The sequence below is a fragment of the Corynebacterium tuberculostearicum genome, assembly GCF_032821615.1.
Taxonomy (GTDB): domain Bacteria; phylum Actinomycetota; class Actinomycetes; order Mycobacteriales; family Mycobacteriaceae; genus Corynebacterium; species Corynebacterium tuberculostearicum_H.
Window position 1 is genome coordinate 66521 of record NZ_JAVBIF010000005.1, and the last position, 19508, is coordinate 86028.

Here is a 19508-nt window from a genome sequence, read left to right on the forward strand (position 1 = left end):
GTCGCGCAGACTAGCGCTTGTACAGGTGCTCGATGGCTGCGGCGTAGCGCTGCGAAACCACGTTGCGCTTGACCTTCATGGTGGGGGTCAGCTCGTTTTCTTCCTCGGTAAGGTCAGATTCGAGGATGTAGAACTTCTTGATGCCCTCCGCATGGGAGACGGTGGCATTGACCTGGTTGATGGCATCCTGCAGCTCCGCGCGCAGGGTCGGATCGGTAGCCAGCTCGCGCATGGAGCGATTCTCCGGAATGTTGTGGTCCAGCTTCCAGCGCTTCAAAATATCCGGATCCAGGGTCAGCAGCACGCCGACGAAGGGCTTGCCATCGCCTACCACCATGGCCTGAGAGATAAGCGGGTGCCCGCGCAAGATATCCTCCATCGGGCCGGGCGAGACATTCTTGCCGCCGGCCGTGACAATGAGGTCCTTCTTGCGGCCGGTGATAACGAGCTTGCCGTCTTCATCAATCTCACCCAAGTCGCCGGTGTTGTACCAGCCATCCTCGAGGGCCTCGGCCGTGGCTTCCGGATTATTCCAGTAACCGTGGAAGACGATATCGCCCTTGATGCAGATTTCGCCTTCCTCATTGATGCGGAAGGTCACGCCACCCATCGGCGGGCCAACAGTGCCGATGGACTGATCCACAAAGTCCACCGCGGCCGCGGCGGCGACCTCGGTCAGGCCATAGCCCTCATAGACCGGGATGCCGATGCCGCGGTACCAGTGCAGCAGGTCATGGCCCATGGCCGAGCCACCGGTAATGCAGTAGTTCACGTTGCCGCCCACGCCCTTGCGGATGGTGGAGTACACCAGCTTGTCAAAGACCTTGTGCTTGGCCTTCAGCAGGCGGTCCGGGCCCTCCGGCTTATCCAAAGCCTTGGAGTACTCGATGGCTACTTTCTCGGACTGCTCAAAGAGCAGGGACTTGATGCCGGAATCGGCCGCCTTAGCGGCGGCAGAGTTGCGCACCTTTTCAAAGACGCGCGGAACGCCCAAAATGACATTCGGGCGGGAGCGAGCGAATTCGATGGAGATGGTGGAAAAGTCCGACCAGTGATTCTGGGAGGCGCCGCGCAGGGCCACCGCAATGGATACCGCGCGGGCAAAGACGTGGGCCAGCGGCAGGAAGGTCAGGGTGTGGCTGCCCGGCACTGCGAAGATGCCAATCGGGTTGGTGCACAAGCCACGGGTCTGGGCCAGCCAGTTGCGGTGGGTCAGGATGCAGCCCTTGGGTCGTCCGGTTGTGCCGGAAGTATAAACCAAAGAAGCCAGGTCATCGGTGGAGGTGGCCTTGATGCGGGCGTAGACCTCGTCGGCGGCCACGCCGCGGCCCTCGAACTTCAAGGTATCGATGGCAGAGGAGTTAATTTCCAGCACGCGGCGCAGCTGCGATGGGGAGCCCTTGAGGTTGGGTTCGCCGTCTTCCTGCAGCACCAGGTTTTCTACCAGCTCGGAGTGCTCGCGGGTTTCCGTAATGGCGAGCACGGCGCCGGAGTCCTCGATGATCCAACGCACCTGGGAGGCGGACGAGGACGGGTAGACCGGCACGGAGGCGGCACCGGCGGCCCAGATGGCAAAGTCCAGCAGGGACCACTCATAGCGGGTGGCAGAGATGAGGGCGACGCGGTCCCCCTGCTGCACGCCCAGGGCGATAAGTCCCTGGGCTACTTCAAAGACCTCATCGATGAATTCTTTGCCCGTGACGTTGACCCACTCATAGTTAGCCGGGCGGGTGAACATGACGCCGTGAGGGCGCTTCTTCGCGGTGTCCATGAGGGCGGTCAGGCAGGTTTCGCCCGGCTCGATAGTAAATTGCGCCGGGGTATGCACTTCTTGCAGGGTCACGCGGTGTCCTTTCGAACAGCTAATTATTAATCTTCGCCTACTGTACCAATCTGTTTCCCAGCAGGCGCGTTGTCCCCGTGGCACAATGTGGCCTGTGACTACCCGCGACTTGCTTGAAGAACTCGCTCAGCGCCACGGCGTGGCCACCAGCTATACCTCCCAGTCTGGTTTCCCCGTCCACGTCGCTGAAGACACTATTGCCTATACCCTGCGCGCCTTGGGCGTGGCCATCGATGACAATCCAGACGATGCCGCACTGACGCAGCTGCTTTACGACGACTACCTGGACCGCTCCTCCCAGCCCCTCCCCCACTGCGTTGTCGCACCCCAGGGCCAAGAGCGCGGGTTCGTGGTCCACGTGCACGCGGGCGATGCCGCCAACGTACACATTGAGCTGGAGGAAGGAGGCACCCGCGAGGTCTACCAAGACCCCAATGACGCCCCGGATGCTGACGTTGATGGCACCCTGTGGGGCGAGGCGAGCTTCCACATCCCCGGCGATCTGCCCATGGGGTACCACGAGTTGGTGTTGGAGTCTGGGGGCATCGGCAAGCATGCCTGCCCGCTGATTATCACCCCGGCGCGGCTTTCCACGGCCGATGAGTTTGTGGAGCGCCCCATTAGCGGCGTGATGGCGCAGCTGTATTCGGTGCGCTCGGAGTCCTCCTGGGGCATCGGCGATTTCCAGGATTTGGGGCAGTTGGCAGAAACGTTGGCCCCGCACGCGGATTTCTTGCTGGTCAACCCGCTGCATGCGGCCGAGCCGCTTCCGCCGGTGGAGGACTCGCCGTACCTGCCCACCACGCGGCGCTTTATCAACCCGCTCTACCTGCACATCGAATCCATCCCGGAGCTCAAGCTCCTGCCGGAGGACCTGCAGGATGATGTGCGCGAGCTGGCCGAGGAGTTTCGCCAGCGCAATCGCAGCGCCGAGGAGATTGACCGCGACACCATTTTTGAGGCCAAGCTGCAGGTGCTGCGCGAGCTCTTTAACTACCAGCCCTCCCCGGAGCGCGAAGAGGCCTTCGTGCGCTACGCCCGCGAGGAAGGCCGCGGCCTGCGCGATTTCGCATATTGGTGTGCGCAACAAGACGCCGCCGCACAGTCGGGCCAGCGCCATGCCGAAGGCCTGGACATGGACACGCTCACGCGCTTTTATTCCTGGCTGCAGTTCCTGTGCGATGAGCAGCTGGCCGCCGCGCAGCAGCGCGCGCTCGATGCCGGCATGCGCCTGGGCCTGGTGACTGATCTTGCCGTGGGTGTGCACCCAGGCGGCGCCGATGCCGTGAACCTCACTGAGTATTTGGCGCCGCAGTGCTCGGTAGGCGCCCCGCCGGATGACTATAACCAGCAGGGCCAGGATTGGTCGCAGCCGCCGTGGCACCCGCAGCGCCTGGCCGCCGCGGGCTATGCCCCGTGGCGCGAGATGCTCTCCACCGTGCTCCGCCATGCCGGCGGCGTGCGCGTGGACCACATCTTAGGGCTTTTCCGCCTGTACTGGATCCCGCGCATGGCCAGCCCGCTGACGGGCACCTATGTCTCCTATGACTTTGAAGCCATGGTGGGCATCTTGGCGCTAGAGGCGCAGCGCGCCAGTGCGGTGGTCATCGGTGAGGACCTCGGCACCGTCGAGCCGTGGGTACAAGACGTGCTCGCGCAGAAGGCGGTGCTGGGTACCTCCATCGTGTGGTTTGAGCGCGACGATGATGACTACTCCCCGCTGCCGCAGGACAAGTACCGCCAGCTGGCGCTGTCCTCAGTCAATACCCACGATCTGCCGCCCACCTTGGCGTACCTGCGCGGCGATCATATTTCGCTCCGCGCGCGCTTAGGCGTGCTGACCTGCTCGGTGGAGGACGAGCAGCGCGATGACATCGAGTGGCAGGCCCGCGTATTGGGCGCGGTAGCGGACCGAGGCCTCTTGCCGCAGCGCGATTACCTAGTGGATCCGGCCGAGCGCGCCTCCCGCGGCGCGGAGGAAGACATTTCTGTGGCGCTGCACCGCTATATTGCGGGCACGCCTTCAGCACTTGCCTGCACCAGCTTGGTGGACATGGTGGGCGATGTGCGTGCGCAGAATCAGCCGGGCACCACGCACGAGCTCTATCCCAATTGGTGCGTGCCGCTGTGCGATACCAACGGCACCGCTCTGCTCATCGAGGATCTTGCTGGGTTGGAATTCTTCCAGCGCTTAGCAGCCACCAGCAGGAAGGACTAGCGCTGGGCCTAAGCCTCTGCGCGCAGTGGGCGCGTCTAGGTCCACAGGCCGATGAGGGCAACGACGATGACCAGCGCAATCATCGTCCACAGTGTGAGGGAGACGCGGGATTTGGGCAGGGCGCGCTTGCGCTTTGCCGGCTGGGCGCCGGGCGTGGTTGCCGGGGCGGAAGACTGGCCAGCGCGCTTGGCTTCGGGGTCCCAAAGGCCCTCGCGGGGGTTGGCGCGCAGCTCGGCGCGCTCTTGCCGCGCGCGCTCGTTATTTTCCTCAGCCATGGTGGTCTACCTTAGTGCTGCGGCTGCGCTGCTGGGAAATCACTCCGGCGGCCCGATTGGCCACGCGGTCAACCGCCCACATCAGGCACCACGCTATGACCACCATGAGCGGCACGGCGATGGCCACCACGATGACCATTTGAATCCACACGGGCGCCTGCACCAACAATTGCGATAGCGTGCTGCCCAAGCTCGTCAACCACTCCATGGCTACTTATCCTACTTGCTCGCGGTAATCTGGCTGACATGTCGAGCGCCCAGATTCCCGTTACCGTCACCACCGCCTCCGGCCGGATCACCGGCGTGCGCCGCGATGGCCTGCACTACTTCCACTCGGTGCGCTATAGCACCATCCCCAGCCCCTACTCGCCTGCCGAGCCGCTGGATGGCGCCTTTGATCAGGATGCCCGCGAGCCGCGCCCAAATGACATTGCGCTGAGCATTACCGCGCCTGCCGACGCCGCCGAGTGCCCCGTCGTGGTCTATATTCACGGCGGCCGCTTTGAGCATGGCTCGCACGAGGACCCACGGCTTACGGGAACGAAGAATGCCCGTCATGGGGTAGTCCAGGTCAACGTGGGTTACCGGGTGGGCTTGGCCGGCTTTGCGCGCTTCGACGGCGACGAGGCGGACCGCTACCGCGGCATTGATGATTGCCTCTTGGCCTTGGAGTGGCTGCAGGACAATATCGAAGCCTTTGGCGGCGATAAGACCAATATCACCCTGGTGGGCCAATCCGCCGGGGCGGCGATTAGCCTGTGGCTGACGCGTCGCGATCATTTCCGGGGCGGGTTCCGCCGCGTGCTGGCGCTCTCGCCGGCATTCCCGCGCGACCGTTTTGAGCATCGCATCACCGACCTGCGCCGGGCCCTAGGCGTGCCGGTCACGCGCCAGGCGCTGGAAAAGATGGATCCTGAATCACTGGCCAAGGGCTATGCCAAATTCCGCAAGAAGTACCGCTTCGACGTTGCCTTGGGCCCCGCACCACTGCACGCCGAAGAACTAGCGGATATCCCTATCGTGGTGACCTCCACCCGCGATGAGTTCTACACCATGCCCGCGGCCGAGCGCATAGACAAGATGGCGTTTGCCGGCTTTATTACCAGCTACCTCTCGCCCAAGTTCGGGATGTCACACGATCGTTTCAAACAGTGGCGGCAGCTAGCGCACTACGTCGATCCGCAGCGGCCAATGGGCCGGCTCATTGGTGATGCCGCCGTGCGCCGCTGGACCGCGCAGGTAGCCGAGGAGGCTCCAGGCCCGACCTGGATGATGGAATTTACCCGGACCGAAGCCCCCGCGGTGCACTGCGCCGAGTTAGACCCGCTCTTTGGCGGCAGCGGAGGCGAGGAGGCCGACGCTTCCCCGGCCGGTGAGCTCAACGAGTGGCTGCGCCACTATGCCACCACGGGCGAGCCCGGTTTCCCCGGCTACGGCGATGACCACCAGGTGTTGGAATTCAACCTGGATACGGGAGAGCGTCGGCTAGCCTATGCCACCTTGGACTATGTGGCCGCGGCCTTCTATAACGACGACGAGCTTGGGGTGTAGCGGGCGCCGAAAATTACAACGCGGCGCGCAGCGCGCTATCCGCGAGCTCGTCAATCATCCACGGGCTAAAAACACCAGGCATGGCATCGGCGGCGGCGAAGAGGTTTGCTGGCTCGACCCATTGGTAGGAATCTACCTCGTCAGGGTTGGGCTCCCAGGTGGCGTCGGCAGCAAGCTCAACGGTATATACCGGGCAGATTTCATTTTCTACCGTGCCGGAGGAATCCACCGCGCGATAGGAAAAGTCCGGCAGAATAAGCCGCGGGGCGGACAGATCCGCCGGCGCAATGCCCAGCTCAAAGGAAGCGCGGCGCAGCACCGCATCCGCGGTCTCCTCGCCGGGTGCGGGGTGGCCGCAAAAGGCATTGGTCCACACGCCGGGCCAGGTGCGCTTGCTCAGGGCGCGGCGGGTGACCAGCACCTTGCCACCGCAGGTCAACCAGGCAGAAAAGGCGAAGTGCAGCGGGGTATCAGTGGTATGAACTTCGGCCTTGGGAGCGGTGCCGATGGGTTCGCCCTCGGCAGAGGCCAAGACTACAAGTTCCGTCATAGATTAAGGTCTCCTACCCAGGTCACGTTGCCAATGTGCAAGCGCGCATTCCACAGGTTGCCAGGCGTCACGTCAAAGCGGTACTGCAGGTTGACCGAAGCGCCTGCACCCAGCGGGAGATCGAGTCCCGGGGGCTCCACGTCTGGGGCAGATTCCTTGTCATAGGGCAAGGAGTTGATCTTGGCCCAGCCGCCGTTGCCGTCGGCACGCTCCAGGGTGGGGTCCTCAAAGGCGTCGACAGGCAGGGGCACATCGTTTTTATTCTTGAGCAGAATGGTCACTACGGTGCCACCGGTGTTGCTATCGGTATACACACCCTGCAACTCCCAGCTCACACCAAGGCCCTTATCCTCTACCGGCTCGCCCAGATTAGAGGTGACTTCCTTATCGTCGGTGTCCTTGGCCTCGTACGGGGCCTCTTCGGAGCTGGAGACGGTGATATGGTCCCCCAGCCCGGTTTCTTCCGGCTGGAGAACGCTACATCCGGTCAGGGTCACGGCGAGTACGCTGACTACGCCCGCGCCGAGTGTGTGGGAAATTTTCACCGTGGATGGATCCTTTGCACGCGAAGATTGTTGTATTTCTGCACAAGTACCTTAGCCTAAACCACCCTGAACTTAAGTATTTACGCTCGTTAACGCCGCATGTGGCATACTGGGCAGTCGCTTAAATCTCTCCCTCCTTTTCCCTAATTCCGCGCACTAACCGCCGTTTCGAAGTGAGTGTGGTCTACTTATGAATTCCATTTTGCGCATTACCCGCAGTGCCTCTGCCCTGTGGCCCTACTATCTAGGCGTGCTGCTGACCGCCACGATAACGGCGGTCGTTGCACTGGTCTCGCCGTTTTTGACGCGCGAAGCCACCGATACCATCGTGGGCGCCCTGCAGAACGACGCCCCGCTGGGCGATGCGCTGCGTACGGTGCTGTTGCTGGCAGTAGCGCTTTTTCTTGCCGACGCCGCCAATGCCCTCTTCCGCAATATCGGCGGCTATATCGGCGATGTCATGGTCTCGCGTCTGCGCGAGATTTTGTCCACGCGCTACTTTGCCAAGCTGCTAGCCCTCCCGCAGGGCTATTACGATAACCAGGTCACCGGCACGATCATCGCCCGGCTGGACCGCTCGATTGCTAATATCACGCAGTTCGTGCAGTCCTTTGCCAATAACTTCTTCACGATGATCATCCAGACCCTCGCGGTGCTGGCCATTACCGCGTGGTATTACTGGCCGCTGGCCGTCCTGCTCGCGCTGCTCTTCCCGGTCTATATGTGGCTTACCGCGCTCACCTCGAAGCGCTGGCAAAAGTTTGAGGCGGTCAAAAACGAAAATATTGACGTCGCCAACGGCCGCTTCGCAGAGGTCATCGGCCAGGTCAAGGTGGCCAAGTCCTTCGTGAGCGAAACCCGCGAGCTCTCCCACTTTGCTAAGCGTTACCGCTCCGTGGTCGATACCACCAAGCCACAATCGCGCTGGTGGCACATGATGGATACCTTCCGCGGCCTGGCCATGGCTGTTATCTTCCTCGGCATTTACGGCGTAATTTTCTGGCGCACGCTCGAGGGGCATTTCTCCTTGGGCGATATGGTCATGTTGCTGCAGATGGTCTCCAGTGCGAAGCAGCCGGTCTTTATGATGAGCTGGATTGTCGATACCGCCCAGCGCGCCATCGCCGGTTCCAAGGACTACTTCAAAGTCATGGAAGAAGAGCTCGAGCCCACCGCGCCGCGCGAGCTGGTTGCGGCCACCACCGGTTCGCATACCCCGCAGCTCGACCTCACCCCGGTCAGCCCGCTGGAGCCCACACCCGGCGCGCCGGTCTTCTCCTTTGATCACGTCTCCTTCGCCTACGAGGAGGGCAAGCCCGTGGTGGAGGATATTTCCTTCGCCGCCTCTGAGGGCCACAAGGTGGCGCTCGTGGGCGAGTCCGGCGGCGGCAAGTCCACGTTGGTCAACCTCTTGCTAGGCCTTTACCATCCCTCGGCCGGACACCTGGATGTACTGGGGCACCGAGTAGACGATCTCACCGCCTCGCGCCTGCGCGCCTCAGTGGGCGTGGTCTTCCAGGAGTCCTACCTCTTTTCCGGCACCATTCGCGAGAACATCGCTTATGGCAAGCCGGGTGCCACGGAAGAGGAAATCGTGGACGTCGCCAAGCGGGCAAATGCCCGTGAGTTCATCCAAGCCTTCCCGGAGGGCTATGACACTGTCATTGGCGAACGCGGCCTCAAGCTATCCGGCGGGCAAAAGCAGCGCGTCTCTGTGGCTCGCGCCATGCTCAAGGACGCGCCCATCCTGGTACTGGATGAGGCTACTTCGGCGCTGGATACCAAGTCCGAGCGCGCCGTGCAGGCCGGCCTGGATGAGCTGATGAAGGACCGCACCACGCTCATTATTGCCCACCGCCTGTCCACCATTGCGGATGTGGATACCATCATCACCCTGGATCGCGGCCGTATTGATGAGATGGGCTCGCCGGCCGAGCTGGCGCAATCCGGTGGCATTTATGCCGAGTTGCTCAAGCTCACCCAATCCACCTCGGCCGCGGACCGCCGCCGGTTGAAGAAGTATGGCTTTGTCTCCGGCTCTGCCTCCGAATCCGAGGACGCGGAGGAGGACTCGCACTGGGCCGACAACGCAGATGAATAAAAGCGCATAGAAGCACTGGGGTGGCCGCGGGCTTCGCGTTATGGTTATGGCCATGGAGTTTCCTAGCCTAGAAGAGTTGCAAGCCCGCGGAACCCGCAAGTGGACCGTCTTCGAGGAAGACGTCCTGCCGTTGTGGATCGCGGAGTCCGATTTCCCCACCGCACCCGCCGTAAAGAAGGCGCTGGAAGACTTGGTGGATAAGGAAACCTTTGGCTATACCCCAGCGCCCAAGGCCTCGGGGCTGCGCGAGGCTGTGGCTGATTTTTATGACACGCGCTACGGCTGGCGCCCCAACTCCGACCATATTTTCTGGATCGGCGATGTGGTGCGCGGCCTGTTGCTCGGTGTGCAGTACTTCACCCGCAAGGACTCCCCTGTGATCGTGCCGGTTCCCTCCTACCCACCGCTTTTGGAGCTACCACGCACCGCGGGCCGCGAGAAGATCGAGACCAGCCTAGAGCTGGAAGATATTGAACGCGCCTTCCAAGCGGGCGCGGGCTCTATTTTGCTGGCCAATCCCTATAATCCGCTCGGCCGTGTGTTGGATGAGGACTACCTCGCCGAGCTAGTGGAGCTGGCGGAGAAGTATGACGCGCGCATCTTGGCCGACGAAATCCACGCCCCGCTGGTCTATGAGGGCCGGCATATCCCGGTAGCCTCGCTCGGCGCGGCGGCCGCGGAGCGCACCATCACGGTAACCGCTACGTCTAAGGCCTTTAATACCGCCGGGCTCAAGTGCGCGCAGATGATTTTCTCCAACGCGGCCGATGTTCAGACCTGGAACTGCCTTTCTGGTGTGGCCAAGGACGGCACGGGTACCTTGGGCGTGCTTGCTGCGGAGACCGCCTACCGCGAGTGCGGCGACTTCCTCGATGAGGAGGTGGCCTACCTGCGCGAGACTCGCGATTGGTTGGTGGAGGAGCTGCCCAAGCGCATCCCCGGCCTCAAGACCAGCAAGCCGGACGCCACCTACCTGCTGTGGTTGGATTTTGCCGATACCGCCATCGGCGGCAATCCACAACCGGCCAAGTGGTTGCGGGAGAATGCGAAGGTAGCGCTTAATGAAGGCGATACCTTTGGTACCGGCGGCCCGGGCCATGCGAGGTTGAATTTCTCTACCTCACGCGAGATCTTAGAAGAGGCACTCGACCGCATGGAGCGTGCCTTCGCGGCCCTCGATTAGGCCGGCCCAGCTGGGGCCACCATGTATCCTGCGTCACCCCCACACTTTGATTTCTCACCATGTGGGCGGTAATGTCTCATTACACGAACAGGCGTGACCCGCCACCTCGGACCGCGAAGAGGCACCCCGCCTCCGCCACCACCCTCGGCGGGATGGGGAAGCTTCCTCGCATTCTAGCTGTACATGGAAAATTAAGGAGCCACAATGGCTACCCCAGTTGCGTCAAGCACCCCTAAGCCCGGCGCCACCATCGTAATCGCGTCGCTGATGCTGTTTTCGATGTTCTTCGGCGCCGGCAACCTCATCTTCCCGCCCATGGTGGGCGTTTCGGCCGGCACCAACTTTTGGCCCGCCGTCCTCGGCTTTTTGGCCGCCGGCGTGCTCCTTCCGGTTCTAGCTATTATTGCGGTTGCCATTTCTGGCCGCTCCGTGCGCGATTTGAGCTCTAACGGCGGCGCCCTCTTCGGCCTGGTCTTTTCCGTGATGGCCTACCTGGCCATCGGTGCTTTCTACGCCCTGCCGCGTACCGGCGCCGTGTCCATGGAAACCGCCATCACCCCGCTTCTGGGCTGGGAAGGAACGAGGGCCAATGGCATCTTTAATATCATCTTCTTCCTTATCGCTTTAGTGCTGGCCTGGAGCCCAAACACCATCATCGATACCTTGGGCAAGTTCCTTACCCCAGCCCTGGTAGCGCTGCTGATCGTCCTTATCACTTTGGCCGCTTTTAGCAACGGCCGCGATCCCCAGACCCCTACTGCGGATTATTCTTCTGCCCCCATGGTCACCGGCCTGTTCGAGGGCTATAACACCATGGACGCGATTGCCGGCTTGGCCTTTTCCATCGTGATTGTCGGCTCTTTGCGCTCCAAGGGCTTTAAGACCAAGAAGTCCTTGGTTAACGGCACCATCACCGCTGCTCTGGTTGCTGGCGCTTTGCTGGCCGCGATCTACCTTGGCTTGGCGTGGGTAGGCCAAACCATTCCTAATGGCCAGTCCTATGAGTCGGGAGCGCCCCTGCTTGCCGACGCCGCCAATCTCACCATGGGCACCATCGGCCAGGCCGTCTTCTCTGCCATCGTCATCCTGGCCTGCATGACCACCGCGGTGGGCCTTATCACCTCCACCTCGGCCTTCTTTGAAATGCTGATGCCCAAGGTGAAGTACCACGTCTGGGCCTGCCTATTTACCGCACTGTCCATCCTCTTTGCCTTCCAAGGCCTGGATACAGTGCTCTCCATTGCAGTTCCATTCATTACCTTCCTGTACCCGCCGGCTATCTCCCTTATCGTTCTCACCCTGATCCAGCCGGTGGTAAAGAAGTCCGTTGTCTTCTACTGGACCTACCGCCTGGCGCTGTGGGTATCGGTGCTGTGGTCGGCTCTGTCCGTCATCGCCGCCCAGGGCTGGGGCGCCGACACACTCGATCCCCTCTTGAGCCTGGCGCCCGGCCAGTCCGTGGACTTGGGCTGGATTGTTCCTACCGCTATCGCCGCAGTCATCGGTCTCGTTGTCGACATCGCCACCAAGGCCGGCGAGAAGCACGCCGCCGCCAACCCACAAGCGGAAGAACCGGCCGAGGCAGAGGCCCTCGCTGAGTCTTAGTACCTCTCTCCTGTTTCACTCCGCTCCACTCCCCTCCCTCTCTGCACTGCATCGCAGCGCCGAGGCGGAGGGGAGATTTCTGTATGCCTACCACTCTGCACACCTCACTGCCGTATCGCCCCGACAGGAATAGTCTGGCGGCGCGTACCGTTGGAAGGAGAGAACCTATAGAGCATCTACCGAAGCAAAGAAAGGCCCTCTTCCTTGACCGAACGCGCGCATCTTTCCGTCCTGGACTTCTGCACCATCTATGAGGGCGAAACCCCTGCACAGTCCATCGCCCGCTCCGTGCAATTGGCACAGGAAGCAGAGAGACTGGGCTACTCCCGCATGTGGTACACCGAGCACCACAATATGAAGTCCATCATGTCCTCTTCCCCGGCCGTGCTCATCGCCCACATCGGTGCGAAGACCGAGCGCATCCGCTTGGGCTCCGGCGGCGTGATGCTGCCCAACCACTCCCCTTATGTCATTGCCGAGCAATTCGGCACCTTGGAGGAGATGTACCCCGAGCGCATTGACCTGGGCGTGGGCCGCGCCCCCGGCACAGACATGAATACCCTGGGCCGCGCGCTGCGCCGTGACCCCCACTCTGCCGAGCGCTTCCCCGAGGACGTCAAAGAGCTCAACTCCTACCTCGAGGGCAAGTCCTATATCCCGGGAGTCAGCGCCATCCCGGGCGCGAATACCAACGTGCCTATCTATATTTTGGGCTCGTCCATGTTCGGCGCCTCCCTGGCCGCCAAGCTCGGCCTGCCTTATGCCTTTGCCTCCCACTTTGCCCCGCAGCACCTCGAGCAGGCCACCACCTACTACCGCGAGCACTTCCAGCCCTCCGAGCGCTTTAGCAAGCCCTATGTCATCGCCGGCGTCAACGTCACCGCCGCCGATACCACCCAAGAGGCACAGGAAGAATACGAGCGCGTGTGCTTCAACCGCGTCAAGGCCTTCGCCGGCCGCGGCAAGCACCTCACCGACGAGCAGGTAGAGCAGATCATCGGCTCGTACCAGGGCCAGCAGATCCTCGACATGTTGAAGTACTCCGCCGTCGGCACCGCCGATGAGGTGGCCGCCTACCTCGATACCTTCCAAGAGCACGCCAAGGCCGATGAGCTCATGGTCTCTCTGCAGTCCAGCTCGCACGAAGAAGTAATCAAGAATATGCAGCTGCTCGCGCAGGGCTGGCAGCTCGATCCGGCACGCGTAGCCGGCACCCCGAGCTAGTCTTCGGCCCGCACCTGGCCCAAGTGGTCAATGGGAACGCCGGGGAACCGCTCCCGGAGCTTTCCCTCGAGTTCCCGCGGGCCCAGGTTCGCCTGCTCCGGCAGGCGGGCCGAATACCGTTGGGCCTCGTCCAAGGTAGAAACGCGCACCCCGCCTGGAATCAGGGCAAGGAAATTCTGATCCGGCCCGAGCGAATAGAACTGCACGCGCTCTAGCTCAGAGGCGGCGAAACTGGTCCGCTGGTGGGGCAAGGAAATCTCCTCGCCGATCCGCAGCACCGGACGTGCCCGGCGCCGCCCGGAGGCCACCACCGCCAGCATGGCGCACAGCGCCCCGCCTAGGGGCATGAGCGCGGCAATGAGATAAACGGAATGCAGGCGCGAATCGGCCGGTTCCTGCAACGCCGAGTAAATAAGCACCCCACCGATAACCAGCAGCGCGACGGCGATGATGACCGCCACCGCTATCGCCTTGCCCAGGCGCGCGCTGCCGCTAGCCGCGCGTACTTCAATCGTTTCGGTGCTCTCGTCCACGGTCACATAGCCTAGCGTGCTCGCCTAGCATCTCGGTGCTGGTCGGACGGCGCGTGACTTATTATTTGAACGCCTTTACCCGGGCAACGCGTTGTTTCTCCGTGACGCTGTTGCATTAGCGCGCCTTTGCAAAATGGAATAGCATTACTGTGCTTCGCTCCGCTGGGAAAGGCCCCGGAGAAACTAAGGACAAAGGTTGAATGAGCCCACGCGATAAACAGCAGCATAAGAAGATCGCTGATTACTTGCGAGAACAGATCAGCTCCGGCGTGCTGCAACCAGGAGATTTCCTGCCTAGTGAAGCAGACTTGTGCGAGAAGTTTTCTTCCTCCCGCGGCCCCGTGCGCCAAGCGGTTGCAGCTTTGCGGGCCGAAGGGCTAGTGTCTTCAGGTCGCGGGCGCCGCTCCACCGTTTTGACCTCCACCCAGGCAGAGCTTTTTGAATCGATTTACTCCATTTCCAGCTGGCTAAGCGAATATGACGTGGATCCGCAGCAGCACACCCTGTGGCTGGCTCGCCGCCGCGCGCCGCGGGATATCACCCGCTTTCTGCGCGTAGACCCAGAACAAAATGTCGTCTTCGTCCACCGCGTGCGCTATACCGAAGACCACCCCATTGCCATCGAGCGCATGTATTTCCCCATGGTGGTGGGAAAGCACATCCTAGACTTCGATGCGGATGCCGGCTCCATTCATGCGCACCTGCGCGATTGCGGCGTGGATTTTGATAATGTGCGCCGCGAACTCACGTTGGAAGAAGCCGATGCGGAGGACGCCGAAGCGCTTGGAGTGACTACAGGTACCCCGCTGTGGCGGCTCCAGATGGAAATATCCAACCACTCCGGCGAGCCGGTGGAATTGGCGGTCTATCTCTACCGAGCGGACCGCATGAAGCTGGCGATGAATAGCGTGCGCGGGGGCGTTTCACCCCTAGAAGTTATCCCCACACCTGGAAATTTTGCATAAGTTTCACGGCAGCTATACCCACCGGCTACCCTACTTTCTATGAGAAGATTTTGCGCCAGTAGGGCGCTGGGCAGCCTCGCCATGGCGGCCGCTGTAGGAACACTATCGGCATGTTCCGCGGGCCATACCGCGGTGGTTGATACCACCCAGGCAGGCAGCGACACCGCACCTTCTGCCCTCACCGTGGCCTCTACATCGGCCGCCACCTCGCTGGATTTCACCACCACCGGTGGCGCCGCCATTCCCGCAGTGCTTATGGATAACGTCTACGAGACCCTCGTGCGCATCGATGAAGACGGCTCCATTACCCCAGGACTTGCCACTTCGTGGGATATTAGTGACGATGCCCGTACCTATACTTTCCACCTGCGCGAGGGCGTCACCTTTTCCAATGGCGATGCCTTTAACGCTGAGACCGCCGCCTTTTCCATTAACTACGTGCGCGAGAAGTGGACCAACGGCATCGCCGCCGCCATGGATCCGGTAGACAAGGTCACCGCAACCGAGGATCACACGCTAAAAGTACACCTCAAGCAGCCCTCCAATGGCTGGCTGTGGTCCATGGGAACGGCCACCGGCGCGATGATGACGCCACACGGCATGGATAACCTCGCTGCCCAACCGGTGGGTACTGGCCCCTATGAGGTGTCCCGCTTTGCGCCTTCGGAGTTCGTAGAGCTGCACGTTCGCGACGAATATTGGGGAAGACCCGCGGCACAGGATGTCACGGTCCGCTATTTCCCGGATACCATCTCCTCGGTCAATGCTCTGCAGGCCGGCGGCGTGGACGTGGTCTTGGGCGTGCAAAACCCGGAGCTTCTTGATGACGTCAAAGAGGGCATCGCTACAGAGGTCGGCACCACCAATGGTGAGGTGCTGTTGTCCATGAATAATGCCCGCGCGCCTTTCGACGATCCACGGGTGCGCCAGGCCGTGGCCTATGCCGTGGACCGCTCGGCGGCCAATGACATTTTGTGGAATGGCATGGCCAAGGACACCGGCGGCGCACCGATCCCGCCTACGGATCCGTGGTTCGAGGGCAAGCACTACTACAACTACGACCCAGATAAGGCCCGCCAGCTGCTCACGGAGGCCGGCGCGAAAGGCGCCGAAATCACACTGACCACGCCGACGCTGCCCTACGCCCAGACCGTCGCCGAGCTGCTGTACTCGCAGCTTACTGAGGTTGGTTTTAAGGTGACGCTGGAATCCGCCGAATTCCCGGCCGTGTGGCTAGGCCAAGTAATGGGAGCAAAGGACTATCAGATGTCGCTCATCTCCCATGTGGAGCCGCGCGATGTGCCCACCTTGTTCGGCGATCCGGACTATTACCTCAACTACGATTCCCCGCGCACCCGCGAGCTTTTGGCCCAGGCCGATTCCGCACCCGAGAAGGACTACCCCAAGCTCATGGCGCAGGCCGTGGATCAGATCATGGCGGATGCTGGCGCGCTGACGTTAATGAATATGCCCAATATCGTGCTCACCCGCGCTGGCGTGCGCGGATTACATCCGAATCAGGTCACCGATGCGCTCATCCTGCGCGACCTGACTTCTGCCGACACGGACGCGGGTGCCAAAGCTGCCGCTGCCGATAACACCGAAAAGGAGGCCCGATGAGTTCCCTTCCTACCACGGGGCGCGCCATCGTGCGCCCGCTGCTGCGCTTTGTGTTAACGCTCTTTGTAGCCTCCATCATCATCTTCGCTCTCATGCGCGCGGTGCCGGGAAACCCGGCACGGGTGGCACTGGGGGTGAACGCGACAGAAGAGGCCGTCGACGAGCTCAGCTCTGCGCTGGGCCTGGACCGCCCGCTGCTTACGCAATATTGGGAGTGGATAAAAGGCCTATTTACCGGCAGTTTTGGCCAGTCTTTGTCCTCGCAGCAGGATATTACGCCGCTGGTGGTAGACCGCGCCCAGGTCACGCTCATCCTGATTGGTTTATCGATGCTGCTCGCACTGGCAGGGGCTATCCCGATGGGTATGTGGTTGGCCCTGCGCAACCGTACCCGCGGCGCGGATGTGGTTTCTGCCGGTACGCAGCTGGGCATTGCGGTGCCCAGCTTCCTCCTCGGCATCATTCTGGTGGCCATCTTTGCCGTCCATCTGGGCTGGCTGCCGGCCAATGGGTGGGTGCCGCCGAACCAGGGCGCGGGTGAGTTTATCCGCCACCTTATTTTGCCGGTCATTGCACTGGCCGTGGTGCAGGGCGCAATGCTGACGCGCTACGTGCGCTCGGCGGTGCTTGATGTACTGAATCAAGACTATATCCGCACCGCCCGTGCGCTCGGCCAGTCCCCGTGGGAGGCGCTAAAGCGCCATGGCCTGCGCAATGCGGCGCTGCCGGTGCTTACCGTGGCCGGCGTGCAGCTGACCACGATGGTCGTGGGTGCGGTGGTGATCGAATCCGTCTTTGTCATCCCCGGTATCGGTTCCATGCTCTTGGACGCGGTATCTGTGCGCGATCTGACCACGGTACAAACCCTGGTCATGCTGCTCGTCGCCTTCGCCTTGGTAGTCAATGCCTTAACGGATGTGGCCTACCGATTCATCGATCCGCGCATCACGGCAGGTGAGAAATAATGAAGCTGCGTTTTTCTGGCTGGCTGGGCGCCTTCCTCGTTGCCGCCACGGTGCTGGTGGCACTGGTTTCGCTGGTGTGGACACCGTATGACCCGACGCTGGCGCACCCGGATGTGCGCCTTGCCGGTCCCAGCGCCGAGCACCTCCTGGGCACGGACCGCTTTGGGCGCGATACCGCCTCCCGCATCATGGCGGGAGCCCAGATTACGGTCTTTGTCGGGCTCATTGCGGTGGGCATCGCCGCCCTCGTGGGCGTTCCATTGGGCATCCTCGCCGGCATGCGCCGCGGCAGGTGGGCCGATGCGCTGGTGATGCGCGGCGCGGATCTACTGCTTGCCTTCCCCGCGCTGCTGTTGGCGATCATTGCCGGCGCGGTGTGGGGCCCATCGACGCTGACGGCCATGGTTGCCATCGGCATCGCCGGCATTCCCTCCTTTGCCCGCGTGGCGCGTTCGGGCACGCTGCAGGTTATCACGCAGGACTTTATTTCCTCCGCGCGCATTTCCGCGGTGCCAGGCTGGAAAGTGGCGTGGCGCCATATCCTGCCTAATATTGCGGGCCTGCTCATCGTGCAGGCCTCTGTCTACTTCGCCCTCGCCATCCTGGCTGAGGCCGGCCTGTCCTACCTCGGCCTAGGCACTGCCCCACCGGCGGCCTCTTGGGGCCGGATGCTGCAAGATTCCCAGTCGCTTCTGGGCACCGCTCCCCTGCAGACCTTCTGGCCCGGCCTGGCCATTGCTGCGACGGTGCTGGGCTTTAACCTGCTTGGCGACGCCCTCCGTGACCTCCTCGATCCCCGCCTGAAAGGATCCGCGCGATGAGCCTGCTCCACGTAGATAGCCTGGCGGTCACCGCCGCCGGGTCCACCACTGCCCTTTTGGGCCCCATCAACTTCGAGCTGGGTGCCGGCGAAAAACTCGGCATTATTGGTGAATCCGGCTCCGGAAAATCGCTCACTGCGCTATCCATCATGGGGCTTTTACCCGATGGGGTACGCGCGAAAGGCTCCGTCACCGTGGATGGCCACGAGGTAGTCGGCGCACGCGATGCCCGCATCCGCCCCTTGCGAGGGTCCACCATGGCCATGGTCTTCCAAGAACCGATGAGCGCGCTGGATCCGCTTATGCGCGTGGGCAAGCAGCTGGCTCAAGCCGGGGTGCGCGATGCCGCAACCGCGCTCGAAGAGGTGGAGCTTGATGCCGACATTGCCTCCCGATTCCCGCATCAGCTCTCCGGCGGCCAGCGCCAGCGCGTGCTCATTGCCATGGCCATGGCCAGCCACCCCGACCTGCTCATCTGCGATGAACCAACCACCGCGCTCGATGCCACCACGCAAGATGGCGTGCTGAGCGTCATCGAGCGCGTAACCAAGGCCCGCGGCACCGCGCTGGTCTTCATCACCCATGACCTGGGCGTCATTCGCCGCATGTGCCCCAACGTCCTAGTCATGCACCAGGGCGCGGTGGTGGAATCCGGCCCCACCGAGCGCGTGCTTACCCAACCCGAGCATCCCTATACCCGCACGCTCATCGCCTCCTCGCGGCCGCCGGAACTTAGCCTTTCTCCGGCCACGGCGGAAGATGCGTTGGTAACGCTACGCGGGGTCAGCAAGGTCCACGGCACACATGCCGCACTCGATGGCATCGACCTGCGCGTGCACCACGGCGAGCACCTCGGCATCGTAGGAGGCTCCGGATCGGGAAAGACCAGCCTACTCAAGCTCATCGCCGGACTCGACCAACCGACAAGCGGCGAAGTTAACGTCCGCGGCCGTGTGCAGATGGTCTTCCAAGACCCCCAGGGCTCGCTCAACCCGCGCCTGAAGATCTGGAAATCCATCGCCGAGTCCATGCCGGGCAAGCCCAAAAAGAGCGAAAAGCGTGCCCGCGCCGCCGCTGCGCTCGAGGAAGTCGGCCTGCCGGCCGATAGTCTCGATCGCTTCCCGCACGAGTTCTCCGGTGGCCAGCGCCAACGCATTTCCATCGCCCGCGCACTGTGCGGCGAGCCGGATATCTTGCTGGCCGATGAAGCTGTCTCTGCCCTCGATATGTCGGTGCGCGCCCAGGTGCTGGAGCTTTTGGCGGGGGTCATCGCCAAGCGCAAGCTGACCCTGCTCTTTGTCACCCACGATCTCGCGGTGGTGCGCCACCTATGCGATAGCGTCGCGGTCCTGGACCGCGGCCGGCTCATCGAGCACGGAGCGACCGACTCCGTATGGTCCTCGCCCAGCACGGACTACACGCGCCGGCTCATCGCGGCCGCCGACATGTAAAGCGGGTGGCTTCGGGCGTAAGGTAGTCGGGTCAGATAACTCCGCCGAGAAAGGATCC

At 62.3% G+C, this 19508-nt stretch carries 17 protein-coding genes; 11 read left to right on the plus strand and 6 right to left on the minus strand.

Annotated features, from left to right (window positions below; genetic code table 11):
* Positions 1-10 precede the first annotated feature (10 nt).
* Complete coding sequence (locus tag RAE09_RS05640; protein ID WP_316981171.1) at positions 11-1843, minus strand: AMP-dependent synthetase/ligase; 1833 nt, start codon at positions 1841-1843, stop codon at positions 11-13.
* Between the two features lie 94 nt (positions 1844-1937).
* Here RAE09_RS05640 and malQ point away from each other — a divergent pair, with 94 nt between their 5' ends.
* Positions 1938-4061 (plus strand): 4-alpha-glucanotransferase, encoded by a 2124-nt coding sequence (gene malQ / locus RAE09_RS05645; RefSeq protein ID WP_316981172.1) that lies wholly within the window; start codon positions 1938-1940, stop codon positions 4059-4061.
* 35 nt (positions 4062-4096) lie between these two features.
* Here malQ and RAE09_RS05650 read toward each other — a convergent pair whose 3' ends face one another.
* Positions 4097-4336: a hypothetical protein gene (locus RAE09_RS05650; RefSeq protein WP_294163872.1), complete on the minus strand. Its 240-nt coding sequence runs from the start codon at positions 4334-4336 to the stop codon at positions 4097-4099.
* Positions 4329-4544, minus strand: a complete 216-nt coding sequence (locus RAE09_RS05655) for a hypothetical protein (protein WP_005324176.1) — start codon at positions 4542-4544, stop codon at positions 4329-4331. Before RAE09_RS05655 ends, RAE09_RS05650 begins: the two co-directional genes overlap by 8 nt.
* A 38-nt stretch (positions 4545-4582) precedes the next feature.
* Between RAE09_RS05655 and RAE09_RS05660 the strand changes: the two genes are divergently transcribed.
* Positions 4583-5887 (plus strand): carboxylesterase family protein, encoded by a 1305-nt coding sequence (locus RAE09_RS05660; RefSeq protein WP_316981173.1) that lies wholly within the window; start codon positions 4583-4585, stop codon positions 5885-5887.
* A gap of 13 nt (positions 5888-5900) precedes the next feature.
* On the opposite strand, the gene idi is transcribed toward RAE09_RS05660, so the two are convergent.
* Together idi and RAE09_RS05670 are read right to left on the minus strand one after the other, a co-directional pair.
* Positions 5901-6437 (minus strand): isopentenyl-diphosphate Delta-isomerase, encoded by a 537-nt coding sequence (gene idi / locus RAE09_RS05665; RefSeq protein ID WP_023020986.1) that lies wholly within the window; start codon positions 6435-6437, stop codon positions 5901-5903.
* Positions 6434-6982 carry a hypothetical protein gene (locus RAE09_RS05670; protein ID WP_005326421.1) on the minus strand — a complete coding sequence of 183 codons (549 nt, stop codon included), beginning with the start codon at positions 6980-6982 and terminating at the stop codon, positions 6434-6436. Before RAE09_RS05670 ends, idi begins: the two co-directional genes overlap by 4 nt.
* 190 nt (positions 6983-7172) lie before the next feature.
* Here RAE09_RS05670 and RAE09_RS05675 point away from each other — a divergent pair, with 190 nt between their 5' ends.
* From RAE09_RS05675 to RAE09_RS05690, 4 genes are all read left to right on the plus strand, one after another.
* A complete protein-coding gene (locus RAE09_RS05675) occupies positions 7173-9083 on the plus strand; it encodes an ABC transporter ATP-binding protein (RefSeq protein ID WP_316981174.1) in 1911 nt (636 codons plus the stop codon).
* 52 nt (positions 9084-9135) lie between these two features.
* A complete protein-coding gene (locus RAE09_RS05680; protein WP_150851613.1) occupies positions 9136-10266 on the plus strand; it encodes a MalY/PatB family protein in 1131 nt (376 codons plus the stop codon).
* 204 nt (positions 10267-10470) lie between these two features.
* Entirely contained in the window at positions 10471-11871 is a 1401-nt protein-coding gene (gene brnQ / locus RAE09_RS05685) for a branched-chain amino acid transport system II carrier protein (protein WP_316981175.1), read from the plus strand.
* A 204-nt stretch (positions 11872-12075) separates the two neighbouring features.
* Entirely contained in the window at positions 12076-13095 is a 1020-nt protein-coding gene (locus tag RAE09_RS05690; RefSeq protein ID WP_316981176.1) for an LLM class flavin-dependent oxidoreductase, read from the plus strand.
* On the opposite strand, the gene RAE09_RS05695 is transcribed toward RAE09_RS05690, so the two are convergent.
* Positions 13092-13628: a hypothetical protein gene (locus RAE09_RS05695; RefSeq protein ID WP_179386845.1), complete on the minus strand. Its 537-nt coding sequence runs from the start codon at positions 13626-13628 to the stop codon at positions 13092-13094. The two genes, RAE09_RS05690 and RAE09_RS05695, sit on opposite strands and share 4 nt — an antisense overlap.
* Positions 13629-13828: 200 nt before the next feature.
* Between RAE09_RS05695 and RAE09_RS05700 the strand changes: the two genes are divergently transcribed.
* Genes RAE09_RS05700 through RAE09_RS05720 form a run of 5 tightly spaced genes read left to right on the plus strand, consistent with a single transcriptional unit; the run spans position 13829 to position 19450 of the window.
* On the plus strand, positions 13829-14593 hold the full coding sequence (locus RAE09_RS05700) for a GntR family transcriptional regulator (protein ID WP_316981177.1): 765 nt from the start codon (positions 13829-13831) through the stop codon (positions 14591-14593).
* 39 nt (positions 14594-14632) lie between these two features.
* Positions 14633-16213 (plus strand): ABC transporter substrate-binding protein, encoded by a 1581-nt coding sequence (locus RAE09_RS05705; RefSeq protein WP_316981178.1) that lies wholly within the window; start codon positions 14633-14635, stop codon positions 16211-16213.
* The gene (locus tag RAE09_RS05710) at positions 16210-17178 is read left to right on the plus strand and encodes an ABC transporter permease (RefSeq protein WP_316981179.1); all 969 of its coding nucleotides are present in this window, start codon (positions 16210-16212) and stop codon (positions 17176-17178) included. The genes RAE09_RS05705 and RAE09_RS05710 overlap by 4 nt, the downstream gene beginning before the upstream one ends.
* The gene (locus RAE09_RS05715) at positions 17178-17999 is read left to right on the plus strand and encodes an ABC transporter permease (protein ID WP_316981180.1); all 822 of its coding nucleotides are present in this window, start codon (positions 17178-17180) and stop codon (positions 17997-17999) included. Before RAE09_RS05710 ends, RAE09_RS05715 begins: the two co-directional genes overlap by 1 nt.
* Positions 17996-19450 carry an ABC transporter ATP-binding protein gene (locus RAE09_RS05720; RefSeq protein WP_316981181.1) on the plus strand — a complete coding sequence of 485 codons (1455 nt, stop codon included), beginning with the start codon at positions 17996-17998 and terminating at the stop codon, positions 19448-19450. Before RAE09_RS05715 ends, RAE09_RS05720 begins: the two co-directional genes overlap by 4 nt.
* The last annotated feature ends 58 nt before the right edge of the window (positions 19451-19508 follow it).

Bases quoted from the DNA above. Each gene is read 5' to 3' on its own strand.
- RAE09_RS05680 (WP_150851613.1), top strand. From the start codon at position 9,136: ATGGAGTTTCCTAGCCTAGAAGAGTTGCAAGCCCGCGGAACCCGCAAG.
- idi (WP_023020986.1), bottom strand. From the start codon at position 6,437: ATGACGGAACTTGTAGTCTTGGCCTCTGCCGAGGGCGAACCCATCGGC.
- RAE09_RS05660 (WP_316981173.1), top strand. From the start codon at position 4,583: ATGTCGAGCGCCCAGATTCCCGTTACCGTCACCACCGCCTCCGGCCGG.
- brnQ (WP_316981175.1), top strand. From the start codon at position 10,471: ATGGCTACCCCAGTTGCGTCAAGCACCCCTAAGCCCGGCGCCACCATC.
- RAE09_RS05655 (WP_005324176.1), bottom strand. From the start codon at position 4,544: ATGGAGTGGTTGACGAGCTTGGGCAGCACGCTATCGCAATTGTTGGTG.
- RAE09_RS05715 (WP_316981180.1), top strand. From the start codon at position 17,178: ATGAAGCTGCGTTTTTCTGGCTGGCTGGGCGCCTTCCTCGTTGCCGCC.
- RAE09_RS05650 (WP_294163872.1), bottom strand. From the start codon at position 4,336: ATGGCTGAGGAAAATAACGAGCGCGCGCGGCAAGAGCGCGCCGAGCTG.
- RAE09_RS05675 (WP_316981174.1), top strand. From the start codon at position 7,173: ATGAATTCCATTTTGCGCATTACCCGCAGTGCCTCTGCCCTGTGGCCC.
- RAE09_RS05710 (WP_316981179.1), top strand. From the start codon at position 16,210: ATGAGTTCCCTTCCTACCACGGGGCGCGCCATCGTGCGCCCGCTGCTG.
- RAE09_RS05700 (WP_316981177.1), top strand. From the start codon at position 13,829: ATGAGCCCACGCGATAAACAGCAGCATAAGAAGATCGCTGATTACTTG.
- RAE09_RS05705 (WP_316981178.1), top strand. From the start codon at position 14,633: ATGAGAAGATTTTGCGCCAGTAGGGCGCTGGGCAGCCTCGCCATGGCG.
- RAE09_RS05720 (WP_316981181.1), top strand. From the start codon at position 17,996: ATGAGCCTGCTCCACGTAGATAGCCTGGCGGTCACCGCCGCCGGGTCC.